This is a genomic window from Xenorhabdus lircayensis, from assembly GCF_016306625.1.
Taxonomy (GTDB): Bacteria; Pseudomonadota; Gammaproteobacteria; order Enterobacterales; family Enterobacteriaceae; genus Xenorhabdus; species Xenorhabdus lircayensis.
Window position 1 is genome coordinate 61,492 of the sequence record NZ_JACOII010000031.1, and the last position, 23,165, is coordinate 84,656.

Below are 23,165 nucleotides of genomic sequence, written 5' to 3' on the forward strand. Positions count from 1 at the left end.
CGGTTCTCTTATATCGTTCCAACACGCATTCCCCCATCCAGTGGGATCACGGTGGAATTCAGGTAATTGGTTTTACAACTCGCCAGAAATCCCACCACTTCCGCAACATCTTCCGGTGTTCCCCAGCGCCCGACTGGAACGATGGAGCGAACCATTTTTTCCTCGTGTTCTGTCCCCAGCGGATGGCTGTCCACAAACTGTTCCAGCATCTCGGTTTTGCAGATCCCCGGAGCAATGGCTGTGACACTGATATTCATTGGCCCCAACTCACGCCCCCAAGATTCCGTCGCTGAGATCAATCCCGCTTTTGAGGCTGCATATGCAGATCCTCCCGCCGCTCCCCAGATACCCGCTATCGAAGCGATATTAATGATGCGTCCGTATTTCAGACGCGCCATATAGCGAGCAAAAACCGGAGTGCAATTGAACGCACCGAGCAGATTGATATCTATAATTTTCGCAGCCTGATTCATCCCGTTTTCGGACAGGCAATAACCCCGACCAATGATGCCCGCGTTATTCACCAGCACTGTGATGGATTGTCCCAGCGTTTCACTGATCTGCTGGGCTGCTCGTCCCACAGAAGCGATGTCAGTGACATCCAGCTCAAAAGTCGCGAGGGATTCCGGCTGTCCGAGGCGCTCCTTAAGGAGCGCCAATTTTTGACTACTGACATCAGTTGCTGCCACCAGATAACCAATATCCAGCAGAACCCTGACAATCGCCGTGCCGAACCCTCCCGCTGCCCCCGTTATGACAGCGATTTGTCGGCTCATGAATCAATTCCTTCTTTGAATGTGATATCAATGACTTTGCGCGCATTTTCCATCGCATCGAAGATCCGCTCTTCGAAGAAACGTACGTCATCCTGTGACATCAATAAGTTGGAGTACATGCGCGACAGAGGCGAGAACTGAATCCCATAGCGTTTGGATATTTCACGAATGATGATGTCGCATAATTTAACTTTATCACTGTAACCTTCAGTACAATCGACCGGTGTACTCTGGGAGTGATATACCAACGCCGTCGGCATTCCTTGCACCACCAGCGGCAGTTCAACCGCTTCAGCCGCTTTCACAAAGGTGTTGGAAATCTGGCGCATGATATTACCCATGCGGTCATAACAGCCGGAATCTTGCTCAATCAGTGAGAAAGTGCTTTTGATGGCAGCCAAGCCCAATGGATAGCCATTGAACGTACCTGCATGAATGACTTTTCCGCGAGTATACAGGTTCATGATGTCATGACGACCGGTAATGGCGGAGATTGGCATAGAACCGCCACCCAAGGCTTTACCGAAAGTCGCCAAATGTGGCGTCACGCCCAACAGTTTTTGCGCTCCCCCCAGCCCCAAACGAACACCGGTGATGATTTCGTCAAAAATCAGCACGACGTTGTATTTTTCACACAGCGCTTTAGCTTTTTCCAGATAGCCTGCAACGGGGAAAATCCCGCCGCCATTGATGCAAATAGGTTCCATCAATACGGCTGCAATTTCATCGTGATAACGTTCGATGGTTGCCGTCAGGATATCAATGTCATTCCACGGCAATATGAAGGATTGGTCTGTCATGATCTTGGGATCGCGCCCCAATGTATCCAGCAAATCCCCTTTGAACTGCTCTGGTACGGGGTAAGTGAGATCCTGCTTCTTGCGCCAGCCCATGATATTGTCGGCGTTGCCATGATAGTGACCGTGGAAACGGATGAAACGGCTTTTGCCAGTAAAACCACGGGCAAGGCGTAAGGCATTTTGCACCGCTTCGGTTCCGCTCAAGCAAAAACGCACCATCTCAGCACAAGGAATGTGCTTGATCAGGGTTTCACAAACTTCGACTTCCAGATCGCAGGTATCAACGGAGGTCACTTTGCCCATATATTCAATCAGGGATTCGTTATAGGCTTCATTGTTATGCCCCACAAACAACGCACCAAATTTACAGAACAGATCCAGATGTTCGTTGCCATCCAAATCCCACACACGAGAGTTGCGTCCACGGTTAAAAGGGATTACCAATGGTCGCTCAGGATCACCAAAGTTATAGTGTGTGCCACCCGGCAACACTTCCCAGCATTTTTTGTAAAAATCTTTTGAGTTATCCAATAATAATTTTGTTGAAGCATCCATAGGTTCTTTACTCCTCGCCTGTGATTTTTGAGCTGACATTTGGTTAATTGGGTCATGATTAAGCGCATTTGGCAGGGGCATTTCCATACCAGCGGACGTCCCCACACCAGTGGATAAGCTAAACGGCACACTGCGTTTAACTTGTTCTGGAACAACAACATTGAGTAATTCGAGTTGGGCAACGCGGGTGAGATACGCCGCCCCCGTCATCAACAATTTGGCGATGTCGCTGACGTGCCGGTTTTCTACCGCTTCAAAGGGAGTGCCCTTGAGCCATTCATTCATGGCCCCCATCGAAGCACCGCACCAAATCTGGTAGTCCATGTGGCGGACGGGATCACCATTAATGGCCCAGCGGGATGATTGACCGAGATACCATTGGAATAACCGCGCCATCTTTTTCTTTGGCTGCTTTTCCGCTTTGGCAATAATGCCTGGCTGGTTGATACCGTGGAAATAGGCAATGGTTTCCTGCCAAATTTCCGTCAGGGGTTTATGAAATATCTGTTTTTCCAGTGAGGCGACTTCCTGTGCCGGCAAGTCGTCCAGACTGTCATACTGTTTATACAAGTTGTACAGTTTTTGGGCTCGAACGGCATACATACTGCCCTGCTTCAATACCTGAACTTTAGCGCCCAGCTCAAACATATCCGCTGAAGGTGCAGTGGCAACATCGTTGATTTGCGCCTGACCCAGCATCTTTTTCACGGCACTGGATGTGCCCGCTTCCACGCAGGACTGGTTAATCGAGCCGGTGACCACGTAAGCCGCGCCCAGCGCAAAGGCGGATAATATGGCATGGGGCGATCCCAAGCCTCCGGCAGCCCCGATGCGAACCCTAACCTGGAGATTTGTTTCCGCTTCGATTTCATCCCGCAGTTGCACCATTGAGCGGAAGATGCAGGACAATACGCCTTGATCCGTATGACCACCGGAATCCCCTTCCACCGTGATATCATCTGCCATCGGTACTAGACGAGCCAACTCTAGCTGTTCAGCCGTGATTAACCCCTCTGCCAACAGCTTTTGCAGCATTTTTTCAGGCGCCGGACGCAAGAAATTCTGCGCTACTTCACGACGGGAGACTTTGGCAATCATGCGGTGATGACGCAAGATAGTGCCATCGGGCTGCCGTGCCAGCCCGGAAACACGGTAATAAACCAAGGCAGAACTCAGGTTGATATAAGCCGATGCTTCGATCACCCGCACTTGATGTTCCAAGCACAAACGCACGCAGTCCATTTCCCATTCGGGATTGCCGGGATTGTGCAGCAAATTGACCCCAAACGACCCATCTGGCAATGCCTGCCGAATACGGCCAATCGCTTCGGCAATACGGGGAATACGCAAGCCACCAGAGCCAAAAATCCCCAGAATACGCTGTTTACCCAACGCAATGACCATGCCTTCCGAGTGAATGCCATTTGCCATTGCACCTGCGTAATAGGCAAGATCCACGCCATAATCGGCCATGAAACGGCTATCCCCCAAACTGCCTGCCGTAACCGCGGGCAGGCTACCAAGAAGAGTTGCCTGTTCTGGAAGCCTATCTTCAGAGGATATCTCTTCTGGGAATAACAGTGACGCGGAGTCCCCCATTTTCACGACTCGCAGTTCAGTCGCAAGCTCATTTAGACGGGATGCACCATTCATGAGTGGTAGCGCCGTGGGTCGTGGCTGATGACCGGATTGATGAACAGATAAGCGCTGACTCATTTTGAGGATCCCTGTATCAATTCTGCTGTAGTGTCTGGCCGCTGGCGACGGGTGTATTTCGCGCCCATGTTATCGCTCACGCCAATCACATTGCCGAGATAGATCGTTTCCGCCACGAAAACTAACGTGATAGATTCCAGCCTGTTTTGGAGAAGCTCAGCAGAAGCATGACCGGAAACAGCACCGGAATAACCGTCGGAATAACTGTCGGAATAATTGTCGGAATAAGTGGCATCGATGGATTTACAGGTCAGACGGAACTGCAACACGGCGGGTTCACATTTCACTTCACCACGAAATTTGGCACTGTAATTGTGCTCGGTGAGGATATGGGATTCCAAATCAGTCTGAGAATTCAAACCAAGATAGAACAGATAGAACTTCATTAACTGTTCACTCCCTTCCACCAGCAATGTGCCCGGCATAACCGGATCGTTCTTGAAGTGTGCCTTGAATGCCCAGTGAGCGGGGTCAATGTCCACCTCTCCCACGATCTGACCAAGGCCGAACGCACCGCCAACAGGATCAATGCTCACAACCCGGTTCAACATGCGGGAATCCGGCGCGCACAGTTTACTTTGTCCCACGCGACCATATTGCTGACCGAAACAGGCTGCAACATCGCCATTCATCAAGTGAGTAATATCCTGTTCCGTGAAAGTGGTGCGATCACAGTGCAGTAGTGGCGTAAAGGGTTTGGCTGGTACGACATTGGCAAAGTAAGGACGGGTATCAAAATTTCCCGCTTTTTCGATATCCTTACGGGAAAAGAAACCGGAGTTCGCTACCAGACGAAATACCAGACGTTCACCAACGTAGCAGAGGTATTCATATCCCACCAATGCCATGCTGCCCACCCGCACGACAGAGTTGATATTGACTCGGCCACGCAGCACTTCCCCGGCTCTGGGCATCTCACTGTAGATAGTGGTATTGCTGTCTACCGCTCGGTAGCTGAGCTGTCCCTTGAACATCATGTCACAGCCAATCACCGTAAATGCAACGATCATGGCATGGGACGATTCCAGCGCGACGAAAGCGGGCATGCGCCCATCCACGACATACCAGGCATCCTCAGGCACGTCGTATTCCCATTCGATATAACAGGGTTCAAATTTTCCCTTAACCGCTGACAGCGCTGTAATACGGGACACAAACAGGTATGGTGGTGATGGCATTCGGGTACGTATCGGATATTGATCGACTTCGGCATAGTCAGCACCCAGCACATTTTCCACACTGCCGTCGGTGAGTTCCAACACTTGCTGTTCATCGAAAACTACCGGTGTTCGCGGTGCCACCGATGGTGTAGATGATGTAGAAAGCTTCAATTGCTCTTTGATCAATTGATAGAACGTCTGTTCCGCACGCAGGTAATGTAATTGCGTCTGAGCACTGCGGATAAAATGGTTGAGTTCAATCGGCAACTGCCCTGTCTGAACAGGTTTAACAGCTTCATTGATACTTTGTTCCATAACTATCATGGGAGCCACATCTGCTATCTGCTGTGCTTGTGCGATTTGCCGTGCCTGCATGATTTTCTGGCCTTGCGCCGCCAACGGAGCAAAACGTGCCAATGTCTGCTCATTGAGGATAAACTCCTCCACGGTTTTTTCCCTTGCGGTGTACACCGTGACTTTCAGACCTGACTGATCACTCTCTGGGCGGCGGGTTGGACGAGCACGTTTGCCTTCCTGTGGTTCACTGAGGATCACATGGCTATATGCCCTATCGATGCCCAAGTGACTGACTGCGGCACGACGTGGCCCTTTTGTGGGTGCTGGCCACGCTTGCGTATTCGCTGGCAGGAGGAATTTGCCCTCGGCACACTGTGCCAATTCTTGACGTTGTGGATAGTCAGGCAATGCCGGCAGATATCGCTGGGCAAGCTGTAATGCCACCTTGATAATTCCAAACAACCCCGTGGCAGATAATAGATGACCATAGTTGGCTTTTACTGTCCCAATGGTGACAGTAGGTTTTCCGGCTGGCGCGGCATAAACCTGACTCAAGGCAGACAATTCCGTGGCGATCTCTTCCGGCCGCCCACCTGCATACACTTCGACATAATCAATGTTATCAGGCGTACAACCGGCGGTTTCCAATGCAGCTCTTGAGGCCATTTCAATGGCTATCTCACTCGCGCTGAAATCAATAGAATGATCGGGAACATGGGTGATCCCAACCCCATCCAGCACGGCATAAGTGGGCGTATTGTCATGGATGGCATTCTGTTCACATTTAAGGACAATAACTCCACCCGCATCTCCCACCATTTGATTGCCATGATTGGATTGATAATCCCACAGCACATTTTCCAGGCTGCCACCCAGACTGAAACTGGCAATCATGACCGCATCTACATGCTGTCTGGTCAGCATAAATTGCGCCAATTCCAACGCCTTGAACGGAGCACTCTCTTCACCATAGAGGGTAAATGTAGGGCCGTTCAATTTCAGGTGTGCCGCCAGCCGACTGGCAACGACGTTACCAATACCGCCAGTAATGCCTTCAGGGTAAGGTTTGGGGAACAGACTATCTTTGACAATCCCCTGCAAAGCACCAGTATCCGCCTCTGATAAATGAATACCGCTGCTGGCCAAACTCTGTTTAAGCTGCCAGCTAATTTCATTGCGTGCTTGATAGCGCAAACAGCCGTAATCCACGCCCCCCGCTACAATCACGGCAATATTGCGCTTACTGCCATCCAGTTTATAACCCGCATCAATAAAGGCTTGTTCCGCCACAGGGAGTAAAAACAGATGGGAGATCAAATGTGGCCCGATTACATTGGGTGGCAATTTGAAATGTTTGCAGTCAAACTCGAATTTTTCAATGTAAGAGCCAAGCGGCGGCTGGTTAATGCCTCGCATAGCCAAAACATCGCGGCGCTTCTCCATGCCTCCCCAACGGGTTTTCGGCAACGGATAAACAGGTTGTTCACCTTGCTGGAAAGTCTGATCCAGTGCATTGCTATCTTCGGTTTTCGCCATATGCAAGCCAATCCCGACGATAGCCAACCGTGCAAGTTCTTGATGTTTCTCACGGGGGCTTTTGCTCTCTTGAATACATTTGGCGCGCCGTTCTGGGGTATCTTCCCCAATCACCATATGAGCATTAACGCCACCAAACCCAAAAGCATTGATCCCCGCACGCTTCGGTCTGGTAGTCGCAGGCCACGGCTTCGGCGCACGCACGATATGGTCAAGGTTCAACACGCCATTGGGTGTCGAAACCAGTTGATTGACCCCAGGTGTCGCAGGGATCAGGTTATGCTCCATCGCCAGTATCACTTTCAGCAAACTGCCCATACCTGACGCCGTGAGCATGTGACCATTAATCGCTTTATTTGCCCCAATCAGAGGGATTTTGTCATGCGCCCCAAAGAATCTTTCAACGGTAGCCAGTTCAATCTGATCGCCTACCGGAGTGCCCGTTGCATGGCATTCGAGATAATCGATATCCGGTGCGTTGTTGGAATAAGCCCGTTCCAAGGCAATGTGTTGTCCCTGCACATCCGGTACTAGCATGTGCTTCGCGCCAGCATCGTTGGATAAACCAACGGATTCAATGACACCGTAGATTTTGTCATTATCACGCACTGCATCAGCGTAACGCTTGATAGCAATGATCCCTGCCCCCTCACCGGCTTTCAGCCCTTCGGATGTTCTGTCGAAGGGAATGGAAGCCCCTTTGTCTGGAAAAGCCTGCAATATGTTGAAACCATGGTCGATATAAATATGGTCAGCATGGCAGACCGCCCCCACCAGCATCATGTCCGCTTTATGGTTAAACAGATAATCCGATGCCAGTTTGATGGCATACAATGCTGATGCACACGCCGCATCAAGGGCATAATGCGGGCCTGACAACCCCAATGCTAATGCCGCAATGGTAGCGTTGTGCCCACCGGTAATTAAATTCTGATCAGAGTAATTTTCTGTTGGCCAGACTGAATCAAAATGAAAATCAGGACGGCCAATTAATTGCTGAATATAAGGCTGTAATATTTTTTGATAAAGCGGACTCATTAATCGTTTACCGAAATGAGTCGGCATACCAATATTTCCGATAATTAAACCCGTTTTTTGCAAGATATTTTTTTGATGGCGATAACCACTGTCATTCAATGCCTGCTCTGAGGCATAAAGGGTCCATTTGAATAAGGCATCCAGTGATTTTAATTCATGCTCTGGCAAAGCATATCCCGAACCATCAAAATTAAAGTCCCTCACATGTCCATTACGGATATACGTAATTTTATCCGCTGTTCCTGATACCGGAGAGTAATAATGTTCAGGTTCAACTCCCAGTTCCAAGGCGGACAATGGCGTCGCGCAGTCCTTTTCCTGCAACAGATTATTCCAATATTTATCCAGCGTATCTGCACCGGGAAATAAACAACCCATCCCGACAATTGCAATATTTTCCATAGAAGGAAAGACTCCTGAAGATGACAGAGTTCTCCTGAGCGAACATTATCGCTCAGGAATATTATCAATTTACTTTTTATACCCTTCATTTTCCAAATTGCTGCTTTGTTGGCTATTCTGCGATTTGAAATATATTGGGTATAGTTATAGCCATTTATTATTTTTCGTTATTTTCCATGACTACCGGTTCACTCGGAGAAAATAATTTCCTTAACTCCTTGAAAACGGTAAATCGTGCATTATGAATCCAGCTATAAATACCGCCTTGCTCATCATGAAAAATAATGTCGGCTATAATTTCAGTTGACATCTGATGCTTAATTTCTATTGACGCATAAAATTCCTGCCCAAATTTCAACTCAGCATATTGTTCTATTCTTTCAATTGCACTGGGTAAACCAGCTTGATCTTGCTGCAATAACCATAATACCGGCAACTGAAGTGCGACATCGTTAATGAACAGATTAAACAGGTTGGTCGAGAACTGTCCCTGCATTTCAGGCGTAACTGGCGCAACACAGCACTTCAATGTCATGTGATCATTGTCTACATGGACAACTTTCCGAATGCCATGGAATACTTCCCCGTGGAACAGCATGTTTTCCCCATTCACACAGCCATAGAATGGCATCGTCTGTAGAACATCCGCCTTTAAATCGATCTGTACAGGTTTATATTCTGCTTCACGGCGTTGCAGATTCAGGATCAAAGTGGCCTGATAATGCTTTCTTTGTGCGCTGGCAATGATGAAATCCAATGCCAGACGCCCATCTTCCGAATGATGCCGTGTGCTTGGCATCCATGTCACACGGTAAGATCCCACTTGTTTTGCATCAATTTGGAGGCTATCAAAAATAATGCCTTTCAAGACGCTAAAATCAGCAATCGTCTCCAATTGATATCCGGGGAAGCGATCTTCACAAACCCTTGCCATCCAAGCAATCGCTGCCGTCGCTGGCAATACGGGCTTACCATCAATGGCATGGTGATACAAGAACGGGTTATGGTTGAGGTTTAATTGACGATCAACTTGTTCTCCCGTGCCCAGTGCCTTGATTTTCTTCGCTGCCTTGTAACTACTTCCCCCAATCGTGACCTGAAGTGAGCGGTTATCACTAAATTCACGCACGAAACGCTGGGTTCCTTCCTCAAGTGGAATAATCACCATGTTCTGGGCATCATACGCCCGCTTGAGAACGTCGCTAACCATACCGCCATCCCACGGCCCCCAGTTCACTGAACGAATGATCCGGCTGTTTCTTCCTTTAATGGGCAAATGAATAAACTTATTCAGCGTTTCATTGGCAAGCGAGTAGTCAGTCTGTCCGGCGTTGCCAAAGAAACCAGAAACCGATGAGAACAGCATGACGTGGCGCAGGGACGTACAGTCCAACTCACGACACAAGTTCTCCAGTCCTTTGACTTTGGCATTAAAGACCGAATGCAAGTCTTCCCGCGTTTTCTTTTCAATCCGTTTATCCGCAAGATTACCCGCGCCATGAATCAAACCCGTCACTGCTCCCATCTGCTGTTGAGCTTGGGTCAACGCGAGCTTCATCTGGTCAGGCGCAGTGATATCGCAATCCAGATAAATGGCTCGCCCTCCCGCTTGATGAATGGCCTGCAATGTCTGTTTGATTTCTTCAACGTGAGCTAATTGCCCCAACATGTTATTAATCTTGACCGGTGTCGGCTGTTCTCCTCGCGTTTGCAGGTAAGCAATTGCCGCTGCCTTACGCTCCGACAGCGTGCTTTTGCCTTCTGCCCATTCCGGCAATGGAACAGTGATATCCGTGCGGCCAAGCAGAATAAAAGACGCCTGACTCTGTTTGGCCAATTCAATGACACATTGTGCAGTAATGCCACGGGCACCCCCAGTGACCACCAGAACATCCTGCGAAGTCGCCTGATTAGCCGATGATGCCCCTGAAAGCCCTTTTTCCTCTGACAGAGCCAGTGTCATGCGTTCGCCATTCATGCCACGCCCAACTTCTGCCAAATCTGTCCGGCTATCTTGAAGTTCTTCCAGCACGATCTTTGCCACTTCACCATCTTTAACACGAGCATCAATATCCACGGTTCGGCAGAAGACATTTTTCCATTCGATATTCAGCGATTTAGTCAGCCCCGTCACTCCCGCAGACACAATCGGCAGATATTCACGCCCAGAAGTAAACAGTTCCCCGTCTCCCCGCATGACAATCATGAAATAACCCGCCTGCTGTTCATCATGGTTAAGGCTGCCTTGCAGACGTTTAGCCAGCATGAATGTTGTTTCAACCGAGAGGTAATCCCGTGCGTTGAAGACATCAGCCAAACCTTTGACCCCCTGCTTCGGTGACTGCAAGTAGATCATCCCTTCAATCGTGCCATGCTCACGTTCAATTGCGGTCACGGCAACATCCAGAGCATTTTCATCACCCAGAGCAATCTGAGATTGCGCGAGTGTCAGGACAGCAACCTGCTGCCCTTGCTGCCTGAGTGCTTGGGCTATGTCATTAGCCACAATGTCATTAGCCACGCTGCCATTCACCGCCATTTCGCCCTCGTCCACCACTAACCAGCGTCTGGGGAATGAGAACACCCCCTGTAGACAATCCGGTATGGGCAGGGTGTTTTTCACCACGGCAAAACGCGAAACAGGTGAATCAGCAAAAGTGTCTTCTTCATTATCCTGTGCAAGTTGAACCACAGACGGTGTTAGCAGTTGTGGTTCTGTTACTTTTTTGCGCCAGCCACCTCAAATGTGTCGGTGGTTGAGGCCACGAACCCAAATGACCGCAATGTCGCTTCTGATCCTGTTTTAACAGATTCATGGGATTCGTTCTTTTCCTGCTCTCTGTCTCCGAGGAAAAACTCGACTGTTGAGGTATTTTTTTCCGGCTCAACGGTCTCTTCCTCCTGATTAAGCAGGGTCTTAATAGCTTCATCTATCATCTGTTTGAAGAACACCGACATTTTGCTGATATTGCTTAAAGAATCGATATCAAGATCGTCCAGATCCCGGTTCTTAGAAGCGTCATGATAGATACCCGCATTTGCCGAGAACGCATCGAACATGGCTCCAAAGATTTCTAGTCGCTTAATGGAATCGATACCCAAATCAGCTTCCAGATCCATCTCAGCCGTGATCATATCCTGCGGATAACCAGTTCTTTCACTAACGATAGCGATCAGTTGGCTGATAATTTTTTCTTCAGTAATTTGTTTAAAGTTCTGGAGCTGTTTTTCTACTTCAGGATCAAGTGGCTTGACTTGGGTTTCAGTCGATACAGCGATGGGTTTAACCGGTTCCGCTACCTCTGTCGGTGTGGATATAGATGTGGATGACATTACTGGCATTTCTGGCATCGGTGGAACGATTGGACGTACTGATGCAATTTCTGTGATCGTGTCAACTGACGGGCTAGCGTCAACTGGCTTGGTTTTTTGTACAGGCGCAGTGTCCACTCTCATTTCTGGTGTAGATGTTACTGGAGTAGATGGTACTGGTGTAGATGGTACTGGCGTAGATGATACTGATGACACGGGTGCAGACGCCACTTTAACCGGAGCTGAGTGTTCCATCACAGGCTGTGCTGAACGCTTGGTGGATACCATTACTGGTGCCATTTTTCCTGATTGGAACAAGCCTTGCTGGGCCATGAAATAATGTTCATGGTTGGAGTGGTACAATTCAAGATTCTTGTCCAGTAATTGAATACTCTGGTTCAGACTCGATAGCATGGTTGGCAGATTCTGGTTATCCTTACAGGTTTCCAGCAAGGTATATTGTTTATCCAACAACATCCCCAGCAGTTGAATATAATCTTTTTGATTAGTCTGGAATTGTTCATGAAGCTGGCTCATGACTTGCTGTGCCTGTAACAGCCCATTTAACATATTTACATCTGAAACTTCGCTCAACTGGGTATTCTGTTCCATCTTGTTATCTCGTCTTTGAATAGTTGTCGGCATGTTTTGTGGAATCGTGTTTTGTGAAATCATGTTTTGTGAAATCATGTTTTGTGAAATAAAGTAGGTAGAAGTTGTTTTACTTTCGACGTTCTGTTCGATTTCCTCTTCGATGTTGCTTGTCACTTTTTCTGCCACGACTGCTTGTTGATGTTGTACTGCTTTTTTAACGGGTACTTCTTGTTTCAGTAGTGCTTCTTGTTTCAGTGGGGCTTCTTGTTTCGGTAATACCTCTTGTTTGAATTGCACTTCTTTTGAAGATTGTTCTTCTTTTTGGGATTGCTCTTCTTTTTTAGGTTGTGACGGCATAACTGGAGCCATCAGTTTTGATGCAGACTCAGTAATAAATTCATTAACTATGGTGCAGTCGCCATCCCGTAACGCGTTTTGACGTCGCGCCCAACTTTTCTGGGAAAAGAAAAAGCCGCCAGTTAGTTTGAACGTCAGACGTTTACTCTTGTCTTCTTCCATCGGTTGGAGACGCATGTGCTGATTGATTTCTTTGAGCCTCACCCCTTCTGCCAACAATCGGGCCTGAGCGCGGGCAAACTGTAACCGCTCTTCACCCTTGTCATTGAGGTTAACGGAAATCACTTCGTGCGCTTTGTCTTTCAGAATATCGGCCACTAACTTACCCAGTATCCCTTTGGGCCCCACTTCAACAAACAGCCGGCCGCCCTGCTGATAAATGGCTTCAATGGTTTGACGGAATCTCACTGGCTTGATCAATTGTTCAGCCAATAATTCCCGAATCTCTTGCGGAGAATTCCCATAACGTTCCGCTGTTGCACTGGAAAACAGTTTGCATTGCGGTGATTTGAAATTAATGTCGGCCAACCGTTCACGGTAAGGCTGATAGGCCGGCTGGATAAATTCAGTATGGAAGGCCGCAGACACGGGCAAAATACGGCAATGTATCCCTGTTTTTTTCAACTCATCATGAAGTTGGTGAATCAGGGAGGTCGCCCCTCCAAATACCACCTGCTGATCCGAATTATCATTGGCAATAATAATGCCGATGTAACGCTTCAATATTTCAGCACGTTGTGCTTGGGGGAGTGATGCCGCCAGCATTGCCCCTGCATCACGCCTTTCGCTATTCTCTGTTCCACGATGATCACTGGCGGAGGCCGCTGCCCATCCCCTTGCAAGGGAAACACGATGGAAATCTTTCTCAGAAATGACACCTGCCGCCCAAAGTGCCGTGACTTCACCATAACTGTGCCCTGCAACAAAATCAGGGGTGAATCCCATGTTTTTCAATACATTGAAATAGCCCGCGCTAATCGCGCCCAATGCTGGCTGGGCATTGGCAGTATCCGTCAGCCGTTGTTGCTGTGCCTGATTCTCTTCTTCTGAAAATGCGGGTATCGGATAGATAACTGACGACAGTTCATGCCCTAATTCATTGATGGCAATATCATCCAGTGCTTCCAGTGATTGACGCATTTCGGGGTAATCATTGGCGATATCACGCGCCATATTGACATACTGCGATCCCTGACCAGGGAACAAGGCAACTATCTTGCCATCCAGCATTTTCCCCTGTGGCTGGAAATAGATCCCGCGCGGATGTTCCCAACCACGGGTGCTGTTTTGCCGTAGCTGTTTAATCGCAATGGATAGTAGTTCAACTACCTGTTCTGCGGACTGGGATACAAACAGTAATCTGGCCTGCTGTGGCAGTAAACCGTCGATATCTTGCTGTTCAAGATGCTGGGAAATAGCGATATCAGGTAATTTGCCACTGAAACGGGACAGGGATTCTTCACATTGAGAAAGCAATTCTACTGGATTATCGCCTTTGAACAGCACGACCCACGGTGATGCATTCAGCCGATAACGCCCATGTGTATGCTTTTCATACTCTTCCAAAATGGCATGGAAGTTGGTGCCACCAAAGCCAAAGGCACTCAAGGCTGCCCGACGCGGGGCACTGCTGAATGGGCGCAACCAGGGTCTGGCCTCACTGTTGACATAAAAAGGGCTGTCTTCTGCCTTCAGCAAGCCGGTGGGCGTCCCTACATTGATGGTCGGAGGCAAAACCTTATGGTGCAGTGCCAGTGCCACCTTCATCATAGATGCGGCCCCCGCCGCACAACGGGTATGACCAATCTGAGACTTGATACTCCCAATCGCTACTGATTTCGAGGGAACTTGGTATTCACCAAACATCGCATGCAGGCTTTTCAGTTCTGTATCATCACCCGATGCCGTGCCTGTACCGTGCGCCTCCACCAATTGAATATCATTGGGTTGGATCCCGGCACTGATATAAGCGCGTTTTAACGCCTTAACCTGCCCTTCCTTACGTGGAGCAAAGATACTCTTGGCCCGGCCATCACTGGAGGCTTCAATCGATTTGATAACAGCATAAATCCTGTCCCCATCCAACTCGGCATCTTCAAGGCGTTTCAGTACCAACATCCCTATACCATCCCCCAACATCATACCGTCGGCGTTTTGATCGAAAGGACGGGATAAGTGACTTTTTGACAATGCCGGGGTCTTGCTAAAGCACAAGAATGAAAAGATGGAGTTCTCTAAATTGATGCCGCCCGTTAGCACGGCATCACAACTGCCGGAATGCAGTTCGCCAATCGCCGCTTTGATTGCCGCAAGGCTGCTGGCACAGGCCGCATCGACCATATAAGATGTACCACCGAGATCGAAATAACTGGCAATTCGACCACAGGCGACATTTCCCAAAAATCCCGGGAAACTGTCTTCACTCCATTCAAGGTACATGCCATGTGCCCGTTCGATAATCTCATTTGCCACTTTTTCTGACAGGCCAGAATTAATCATGATGCGACGCAAATAAGGAGACTGCTGGCGGGCAGCCAGTGAAAATGATGTATTACCATTTCCCGCGCCCCCTAAAATGACGCCAACTCGATCAAGATCGACTTTGCTATTTCCCTGCCCAATCAGACCTGCATCCCGCATGACTTGTTTGGCAACATAAAGTGCAAATAACTGTGCCGTACTTATCGAATCGATAATCGCTGGCGGGATCTTGAATTCCACGGGATCGAAATCAATTTCAGGTACAAAACCAGCGCGATGACTATACGTTTTATCAGCTACGGTTGGATCTGGATCGTAAAAATCTTCTTTTTTCCAATATTCATCTTCTGACTTGGTTTTGATATCGGTCAATGAATCTTTTTTATTTATGATATTTTCCCAGAATTTATATAGATTCGGTGCATCTGGGAAATGACTCGCCATACCAACGATCGCAATATCCCCACGATTTTTCCTATCATGTAAAAAATATGTCTCAGACATACATTCCTCGTGTGTTGAATAAAACAACCCCTGCATCCAGCATATATTTACTGGATTGAGTGTTTTTACTGTCATCCTCAGCCAGAAAAAACAATTCTCCATCTACTTAATACATTCTTGTTATATGAACGGGCCTTTTATTAGCCAAAGTAGATTACCGAAATATTCTGACAATATTATTACTTATATTTTATTGATAATTATTTTGCTTTTCCTTTTCATAAAGCACAGGGGGAAAATAATCAACAGATAAAAATACGGCACAATACGTACAAGACCATCATAATTCAAGCAACAATCATATTTATTTTGAAAACACATTTAATCTTTACCAATGGATTTATCACCTTCCAAAAATGATAAACTAGCAACCAACTCTGACCAGTGACTGATTTGGAATAATAAGGAAAAATGTGGTAACAAAAAATAAAAAGGTAGGATTGATAAAACATTAAACATCAATGTATAGAAGATAATCAGCCCCCATTTCCGGAAAATATTTCGATAACTCTTCTTAAAGTCTATTAATGCTATAACATTATTTAATAGGATCCGACCAATATATTTAGAAGAGAGAATATTAATGACAGAATAAATCATTTCCAAAGAAAACCTTATGAAAAACACAAATAAAAACAATGCCAGGAAAACACTAACAGACGAGGAAAACCGCCATATTTTCATCAGGAAAAGAGAAATTCCACTAATGATAGCCATATCAAAAAAGATACGGGCAATAGCACTATTGGAATTAATCATAATTAGACCTCTTTTGAGGTTAAATGCAATCATAACGATTTTACCTTGTTATAATTTTAGCAATAGTGATTATCTTATATTTATTATTTTCCATGTTACAAAATTGATTATGAATGTCAGACAAACATAACTCTTTGACGTTTTTCCTTAACGCTATATTTATATACCCTCATTTGATTTTTCTTTCAATTTTTTTAAAAAAATCAGCAAAATAATGGCTTTTATTTTATTCCATTTAAAAACAATAAGTTAATGTAAATTCATTACCCACTAAAAGCGTAATTACTTAAAACTAGTTAAAAAAAAGAATATAAAACCAGAATAATAACGACAGTTAGATAATTATTATTGATAATCTATTTTAATAGACCTATAAGCAAATATTGTTTCGATTATATGATTTATAAATCATTTCACTACAGCATTACCCTTTTATTCTCGGGCTTTTAATCCCGTGAATAATTTTTCTTGGTTTAATTTTTTTGAAGTTTAATTCAAGTCACGTTTCATCATACTGATGCAATTGAGATAAAAGCCCCTCAAAAGAGGGGCTTACATCTTAAATACATAAGAAGAATGATTACATTATCAATATTTAGGCAATTCCACCTGATTGTTGCGTGCTAACCACAGAGAGAGGGCTTTCAGTGAATCCGGTGTGAACTCATCACAACGGGCAGTAATTTCTTCTGGCGTTAACCAATAAACAGCCATCACTTCTTCTTCCTGTAGTGCAAACGGCCCGTGACTGACACAACTAAACAAGCCTCCCCACATACGGCAGGTATCCTCTTGATAGTAAAAAATACCATGCTCGGCAAAAGGAACACCTGCGATCCCCAACTCTTCTTCCGCTTCCCTGCGGGCAGCACCAAGCAAATTTTCTCCCGTCATCACGACACCACCTGCCGTTGCATCCAATTTTCCCGGATAAAAGTCTTTCGTCTCTGTACGATGCTGAACCAGAATTTTGCCCATACCATCATGCACTACAATATAAGTAGCACGATGCCTCAAGTTTTGCGCCCTCATCTGCTGACGAGTTGCCTGCGCAATCACTTCATTGTCTTCATTGACGATATCAATCCATTCAATACTTACCAATTTTTCTTGCACCATCCTGAAAACCTTTAAATAATTTGCATGCCAGTTTTGACTGTGACGCCCCAGTTAAGGGGGGCTAAAAATGGGTAAGCATTACTATAACTGGCTAAAATAAGTCCACTCACACTGACATAAGAAATTTGTAACATTTTACAGACAAATAATGGTAATGTAATTCCGCTATATTTATCAAAGAGTTATTATTACTGGAGGTTATATGATAGATCTATATTATGCTCCAACCCCTAATGGCTATAAAATCACCCTATTTCTTGAAGAAGTTGGCCTACCATACACCATCCATCCCATCAATATCAGCACTGGCGAACAATTCACACCTGAATTTCTTGCCATTGCACCCAATAATAAGATCCCAGCCATCATCGATCATCAACCTGCCGATGGGGGAGAACCTATCTCCATCTTCGAATCAGGGGCCATTTTGCTTTATCTGGCAAATAAAACAGGTCAGCTATTAAGTAAAGATGTACGTGAACGCACCGAACAATTGCAGTGGCTATTCTGGCAAGTCGCTGGTTTTGGCCCAATGCTCGGTCAAAATCACCATTTCAATCAATATGCCTCTGAAGTCGTACCTTATGCCATTAAACGCTACGTGGAAGAGTCAAAACGTTTATATAAGGTACTGAATACCCAACTGGAAAAAACGGCCTATCTGGGAGGGAACGAATACAGTATCGCGGATATTGCCACTTATCCATGGGCTAAATGTTATGAGCATCAAAAAATCGATTTGCAGGATTATCCTGCGGTTGAAAAATGGCTTGAGAAGATCAGACAACGTCCTGCAACACAGGTTACTTACAATGATGCCTAACTGTAATCCGTACAAATAATTCAGTTAATGGCGAAATTTTTCACCAAAAAACTTGAAGTTGATAACAGATAATAGCATATTTCGCTGTCAAATAAGCCATCCCTTGTTATAGTCAACAAACGATTATTTATTTTCGTCACAGGGGGTGGCTATGCGTATCTTAATTACGGGGGGAACGGGGTTGATTGGTCATAACTTGACCTGCCAACTACTTTCGCTCTCCCATTCCATCACCATTTTGAGTCGTTCACCGCAAAAGGTGTACTCGCTATTTTCTGATTGCGTTGAATGTTGGACAACGCTAAATGACCAACACGATCTCAACGACTTTGATGCCGTCATTAATCTTGCTGGTGAACCCATTATAAATAAGCGCTGGACGCCAAAACAAAAAGAGAAACTCTGCCAAAGCCGCTGGCAACTCACTGAACAATTGAGCAAGTTGATCAACGCCAGTGAATCGCCTCCGTCTGTGTTTATTTCCGGTTCAGCCGTTGGTTATTATGGCGATCAGGGGCAATCAGTTGTTACCGAAAATGATCCTCCTTGCGATGAGTTTGTCCATCAGCTTTGTGATCGTTGGGAGCAGCTGGCCTTACAGGCAAAAAGTGATAAAACCCGTGTATGCCTGCTACGCACCGGTATTGTGCTGGCAAAAAAAGGGGGAGCATTGCAAAAAATGCTGCCGCTGTTTCGGTTAGGCTTAGGTGGAGCAATCGGCAATGGCAAGCAGTATATGCCGTGGATACACCTTGAGGATATGGTTAATGGCATCTATTACCTGCTGGTATCGCCTGAGTTACATGGCCCCTTTAATATGACATCACCCTATCCTGTCCATAATGACCAATTCAGTGCCATATTGGCGAAGGCATTGCATCGTCCATCTTTTGTTCGCCTTCCTGCATTTGTGTTAAAAGCGATGATGGGGGAATCGGCAGCGTTAATTTTAGGTGGGCAACAAGCCATACCCAATAAACTGGAAGAAGCCGGATTTGGCTTCCGCTATTTTCAGCTAGAGGAAGCCTTACAAGATGTATTAAGGGTATCAGATAAATAAAGAATATGCTGTTGCGAGTAAATCACAACAGCATTCTTGCTCATCATTATTATAAGTAAGTTGATTAAACTAGAAAAAAACCGATAGAAGCACAAAAAATAGGTTGCGTATTCAAGGCGTTGTTATTCAGGTATAATAGCCATTTTTTATGGGGAGAATGTGAGTGGCAATGGTTGAAGTTAGAAGTTAAATGTCGATTTTGTGATCAGACAAAAGAGGTTAAAAAACAGGGTAAAGGTAAAGGAGGCTATCAGCGTTATCGTTGTTTGTCTTGTAATCGGACTTTCCAACTCGACTATTCCTATCGCGCCTGTCAGGCCGGAATCAAAGAACAAGCTGTTGATCTGGCAATGAATAACTCAGGTATTAGTGATACCGCCCGGGCATTACATATCAGCATTAATGCGGTTGTTCGCACACTAAAAAACTCTGCCCACGATGTGTAACAACGTTTCCTCTCGATAATTCGGATATACAGCTTATCTGCGAAGTTGACGAGATGGGATCTTTTGTGGGTAATAAAAAGCAACAACGCTGGTTATGGTATGCTTGGGAACCCCGTCTGAAACGTATCATTGCTCATATTTTCGGAAGGCGGAGCAAGAAAACACTCAAGAAGTTATTAAAAAACTCGCTCGATTCAACGTAGCTTTCTGGTGTACAGATAATTTAAATTTTTACAATATGTTACCGACGAATAAGCACCTCATCGGAAAAAGTTTCACACAACGTATCGAACGTAAAAATCTCACTCTACGTAATCGGATTAAGCGATTGAACCGTAAAACACTCGGTTATTCAAAATCGCCAGAAATGCATGATAAAGTCATCGGTACTTTTATTGAAAGAGAATATTATATTTAGAGTTAATCAACGTATTGAATACGTGACCCATTTCTTATTCCTTTTTTCTATTCCCTTTAATTCCTGGAGGCGATGATGTTGCAGACAGAAAGACTTTTTGATGATGTACCTTATGACAATACGTTTAATGCTCGAGTCATCGATGTTGGTGAAATTATATTGTTCTAGACAAAACGCTATTTTATCCATTATCAGGAAATCAAAATTACGATACAGGTAAGATCGATGGAATGGTTGTTACTGCCGTCAGTGTTGAAGATGAACAAAATGAAAATAACAAACTATCTTTTACCTCTCCGATAAAGCACTATGCAGACACTTCAACATTCGAAGTAGGGCAACAAGTTACTGCCTCCATTAATGCTGAAAATCGATTAAGAACAATGCGATTACACTCTGTAAGCCATATCGTTTAATATTTTGTAAGACAAATGCATAGTTTTCTCTCAGTAGAAGGTTCTTTTGTTAACGTGGAGAAAGATAGAACTGACTATAAAATGTCAGAAAGTATCACTCCTGAATCTCTTGCTTCTCTCGAAACACAAATTAATAATTTCATTTTCCAAGAAAATGAAATCACATTCACTAAAGAAGATGGGCTAAGATATTGGCATTGCTGCAACATAAAGATGTTATGTTGTGGTACTCATGTCTCTAATACTAAAGAAATAGGAAAGATAAAACTTTCGAGAAAAAATAAAGGAAAAGGGATTAATAGAATAGAAACCATTTTAATAGATTGAAAGTTATAAATATCTAAAATAGTGCCTTTTCTAAAATCTATTGGGGCTAGCCCCAATAGATTTTAGAAACCAGCTCAAGTCTGCTAAATTTGAGAACTACCCCTCAATTGGTTTAGCTCCCTGCCAGCGGTTGAATAGATCTTCTGGCAGGTCGATATCAAACTGATCAAGCACCCGATTGACAGTCTGGTCGATAATATCCTGAATATGATCAGGACGATGATAAAATGCGGGAACAGGTGGCATAATCACTGCTCCGATTTCAGCCGCCTGTGTCATTAATCTCAAGTGACCTAAATGCAGGGGCGTTTCCCTCACCCCCAGCACCAACTTGCGACCTTCTTTCAAGACAACATCTGCGGCACGGGTAATTAAACCATCGGTATAGCTATGCACAATACCCGATAAGGTTTTTATGGAACAAGGCAAGATCACCATGCCCAATGTTTTAAATGACCCTGAGGAAATGGACGCAGCAATATCACGATTATCATGCACCACATCAGCCAAAGCCTGCACATCCCGCAAATTATAGTCCGTCTCCAATGCCAGTGTCTGCCGGGCTGATTGGCTGATCACCAAATGCGTTTCAATGCCTTCTACTGGCTGCAAAACTTGCAGTAACCTGACACCATAAATCGCACCACTTGCTCCTGTCAGCCCGACAATCAATTTTTTCATGTTTTCCTCTGAGATTCTGGCTATAATTCAATGATAATAACAATATTACCCTTCATTATATATTTCCAGATCCTCTATTTCGCTCTGTCCACGCACTTTCATGGCATCATCTTTACGCAGGTTTTCCAAATAATCCAGATAAGTCTGGTCAATGTCTTTCGTCACATAGATGCCATCGAATACGGAGCATTCGAATTTTTCAATATCGGGGTTTTCTTCCCGTACAGCCTGAACAAGATCATGGAGATCTTGGTATATCAGTGCATCAGCACCAATGATCTGGCGAATTTCATCCACTTCCCGACCATGGGCAATCAGCTCATTGGCATTCGGCATATCAATACCATAGACATTCGGGAAACGAACTTCCGGTGCTGCTGAGGCAAAGTAGACTTTCTTGGCTCCTGCTTCACGCGCCAGCTCTACAATCTGCTCTGAGGTTGTCCCACGCACGATCGAGTCATCCACTAGCAAGACATTTTTACCCCGGAATTCAGCACGGTTAGCATTCAGTTTACGACGAACCGATTTACGCCGCTCCTGCTGGCCGGGCATGATGAAGGTGCGTCCGACATAACGATTTTTAACAAATCCCTGACGGTAGGGTTTATCCAGAATGTGGGCGATTTCCAGCGCAATGTCACAAGACGTTTCCGGTACGGGAATAACAACGTCAATGTGCAAATCTTCCCACTCATAGGCAATCTTTTCGCCCAACTTCTTACCCATCCGCAACCGTGCGTTATATACCGAGATCTTGTCAATAAAGGAATCAGGGCGGGCAAGATAGACGAACTCGAACAGACAAGGTGTCAATGACGGATTTTCTGCACACTGGCGGGTGAACAACTGCCCGTTTTCGGTGATGTAAATCGCTTCACCAGAAGCCACATCACGTAGGAATTCAAAGCCCAATGTATCCAGTGCCACACTTTCCGATGCCACCATGTATTCATTGCGACCATCTTCCAGTGTGCGTTTTCCCAACACCAAAGGCCGGATACCATGCGGATCACGAAAAGCCACCAATCCATGCCCAATAATCATGGCAATACAGGCATAAGCACCACGGACTTTCCTGTGCATTTTCGCGACTGCCGCAAAAATATCGTCAGGCTCCAACGGAAAATGTGAGAATTGGGTTAATTCATTAGCAAAAATATTCAGGAGAATTTCAGAATCAGAGGTGGTGTTGACATGACGACGGGCCTTTTCAAACAGCATTTTTTTCAATTCATGTGCGTTTGTCAGATTGCCGTTATGCGCTAACGTGATACCGAAAGGAGAATTCACATAAAAAGGTTGCGCTTCAGATGCACTGGAACTGCCCGCCGTTGGATAACGGACATGCCCGATACCGATTGTTCCCTGTAAACGTAACATGTGCCGTGTTTCAAACACATCCTTGACCAAACCATTGGCCTTACGTAAACGGAATTCATTGTTACTATCAATAGTTGCAATGCCTGCTGCATCTTGCCCACGGTGCTGAAGCACCGTCAAAGCATCATAAATCGACTGGTTAACCGGTGTCAAACCGACGATACCGACAATACCGCACATGTAGTCTTTCCTCATCAGCCAGGCG

Annotated in this window: 14 protein-coding genes and 1 pseudogene; 6 read left to right on the top strand and 9 right to left on the bottom strand. The window is 45.7% G+C overall.

Annotated elements, in window-relative coordinates:
* Positions 1–8: 8 nt before the first annotated feature.
* The 7 genes from H8A87_RS07955 to yfcD form a co-directional block, all read right to left on the bottom strand.
* Positions 9–776, bottom strand: coding sequence for an SDR family NAD(P)-dependent oxidoreductase (locus H8A87_RS07955; RefSeq protein ID WP_198689445.1), 768 nt, complete (start codon positions 774–776; stop codon positions 9–11).
* Positions 773–3,847, bottom strand: a complete 3,075-nt coding sequence (locus tag H8A87_RS07960; RefSeq protein WP_198689446.1) for a PfaD family polyunsaturated fatty acid/polyketide biosynthesis protein — start codon at positions 3,845–3,847, stop codon at positions 773–775. The genes H8A87_RS07955 and H8A87_RS07960 overlap by 4 nt, the downstream gene beginning before the upstream one ends.
* Entirely contained in the window at positions 3,844–8,280 is a 4,437-nt protein-coding gene (locus tag H8A87_RS07965; protein WP_198689447.1) for a polyketide synthase family protein, read from the bottom strand. Before H8A87_RS07965 ends, H8A87_RS07960 begins: the two co-directional genes overlap by 4 nt.
* A 157-nt stretch (positions 8,281–8,437) precedes the next feature.
* Positions 8,438–10,972, bottom strand: a complete 2,535-nt coding sequence (locus H8A87_RS07970; protein ID WP_198689448.1) for an SDR family NAD(P)-dependent oxidoreductase — start codon at positions 10,970–10,972, stop codon at positions 8,438–8,440.
* A gap of 26 nt (positions 10,973–10,998) precedes the next feature.
* Complete coding sequence (locus H8A87_RS07975) at positions 10,999–15,528, bottom strand: type I polyketide synthase (RefSeq protein ID WP_198689449.1); 4,530 nt, start codon at positions 15,526–15,528, stop codon at positions 10,999–11,001.
* Positions 15,529–15,849: 321 nt separating this feature from the next.
* Positions 15,850–16,320: a DUF6347 domain-containing protein gene (locus H8A87_RS20425; protein WP_408646880.1), complete on the bottom strand. Its 471-nt coding sequence runs from the start codon at positions 16,318–16,320 to the stop codon at positions 15,850–15,852.
* A 555-nt stretch (positions 16,321–16,875) separates the two neighbouring features.
* A complete protein-coding gene (gene yfcD / locus H8A87_RS07980) occupies positions 16,876–17,406 on the bottom strand; it encodes an NUDIX hydrolase YfcD (protein WP_198689450.1) in 531 nt (176 codons plus the stop codon).
* A gap of 202 nt (positions 17,407–17,608) precedes the next feature.
* On the opposite strand from yfcD, the gene H8A87_RS07985 reads away from it, so the two are divergent.
* The 6 genes and pseudogenes from H8A87_RS07985 (at position 17,609) to H8A87_RS20320 (ending at position 20,896) form a co-directional block, all read left to right on the top strand.
* Entirely contained in the window at positions 17,609–18,229 is a 621-nt protein-coding gene (locus H8A87_RS07985) for a glutathione binding-like protein (protein WP_198689451.1), read from the top strand.
* A gap of 151 nt (positions 18,230–18,380) precedes the next feature.
* Positions 18,381–19,289 carry a TIGR01777 family oxidoreductase gene (locus H8A87_RS07990; RefSeq protein ID WP_198689452.1) on the top strand — a complete coding sequence of 303 codons (909 nt, stop codon included), beginning with the start codon at positions 18,381–18,383 and terminating at the stop codon, positions 19,287–19,289.
* A 173-nt stretch (positions 19,290–19,462) separates the two neighbouring features.
* Positions 19,463–19,735 (top strand): IS1-like element transposase, encoded by a 273-nt coding sequence (locus H8A87_RS20430; protein ID WP_408646881.1) that lies wholly within the window; start codon positions 19,463–19,465, stop codon positions 19,733–19,735.
* A 53-nt stretch (positions 19,736–19,788) separates the two neighbouring features.
* Positions 19,789–20,153, top strand: a pseudogene (locus H8A87_RS20435) (IS1 family transposase).
* A 158-nt stretch (positions 20,154–20,311) separates the two neighbouring features.
* Positions 20,312–20,569 carry an alanine--tRNA ligase-related protein gene (locus H8A87_RS20440; protein ID WP_198689494.1) on the top strand — a complete coding sequence of 86 codons (258 nt, stop codon included), beginning with the start codon at positions 20,312–20,314 and terminating at the stop codon, positions 20,567–20,569.
* 54 nt (positions 20,570–20,623) lie between these two features.
* Positions 20,624–20,896, top strand: a complete 273-nt coding sequence (locus H8A87_RS20320; protein ID WP_198689453.1) for a hypothetical protein — start codon at positions 20,624–20,626, stop codon at positions 20,894–20,896.
* A 96-nt stretch (positions 20,897–20,992) separates the two neighbouring features.
* On the opposite strand, the gene H8A87_RS08010 is transcribed toward H8A87_RS20320, so the two are convergent.
* A complete protein-coding gene (locus tag H8A87_RS08010; protein WP_198689454.1) occupies positions 20,993–21,577 on the bottom strand; it encodes a UbiX family flavin prenyltransferase in 585 nt (194 codons plus the stop codon).
* 45 nt (positions 21,578–21,622) lie between these two features.
* Entirely contained in the window at positions 21,623–23,140 is a 1,518-nt protein-coding gene (purF, locus tag H8A87_RS08015; protein ID WP_198689455.1) for an amidophosphoribosyltransferase, read from the bottom strand.
* Positions 23,141–23,165 lie beyond the last annotated feature (25 nt).

Bases quoted from the DNA above. Each gene is read 5' to 3' on its own strand.
- H8A87_RS07985 (WP_198689451.1), top strand. From the start codon at position 17,609: ATGATAGATCTATATTATGCTCCAACCCCTAATGGCTATAAAATCACC.
- purF (WP_198689455.1), bottom strand. From the start codon at position 23,140: ATGTGCGGTATTGTCGGTATCGTCGGTTTGACACCGGTTAACCAGTCG.
- H8A87_RS07975 (WP_198689449.1), bottom strand. From the start codon at position 15,528: ATGTCTGAGACATATTTTTTACATGATAGGAAAAATCGTGGGGATATT.
- H8A87_RS07990 (WP_198689452.1), top strand. From the start codon at position 18,381: ATGCGTATCTTAATTACGGGGGGAACGGGGTTGATTGGTCATAACTTG.
- H8A87_RS20425 (WP_408646880.1), bottom strand. From the start codon at position 16,320: ATGATTGCATTTAACCTCAAAAGAGGTCTAATTATGATTAATTCCAAT.
- H8A87_RS07955 (WP_198689445.1), bottom strand. From the start codon at position 776: ATGAGCCGACAAATCGCTGTCATAACGGGGGCAGCGGGAGGGTTCGGC.
- H8A87_RS07965 (WP_198689447.1), bottom strand. From the start codon at position 8,280: ATGGAAAATATTGCAATTGTCGGGATGGGTTGTTTATTTCCCGGTGCA.
- yfcD (WP_198689450.1), bottom strand. From the start codon at position 17,406: ATGGTGCAAGAAAAATTGGTAAGTATTGAATGGATTGATATCGTCAAT.
- H8A87_RS08010 (WP_198689454.1), bottom strand. From the start codon at position 21,577: ATGAAAAAATTGATTGTCGGGCTGACAGGAGCAAGTGGTGCGATTTAT.
- H8A87_RS07960 (WP_198689446.1), bottom strand. From the start codon at position 3,847: ATGAGTCAGCGCTTATCTGTTCATCAATCCGGTCATCAGCCACGACCC.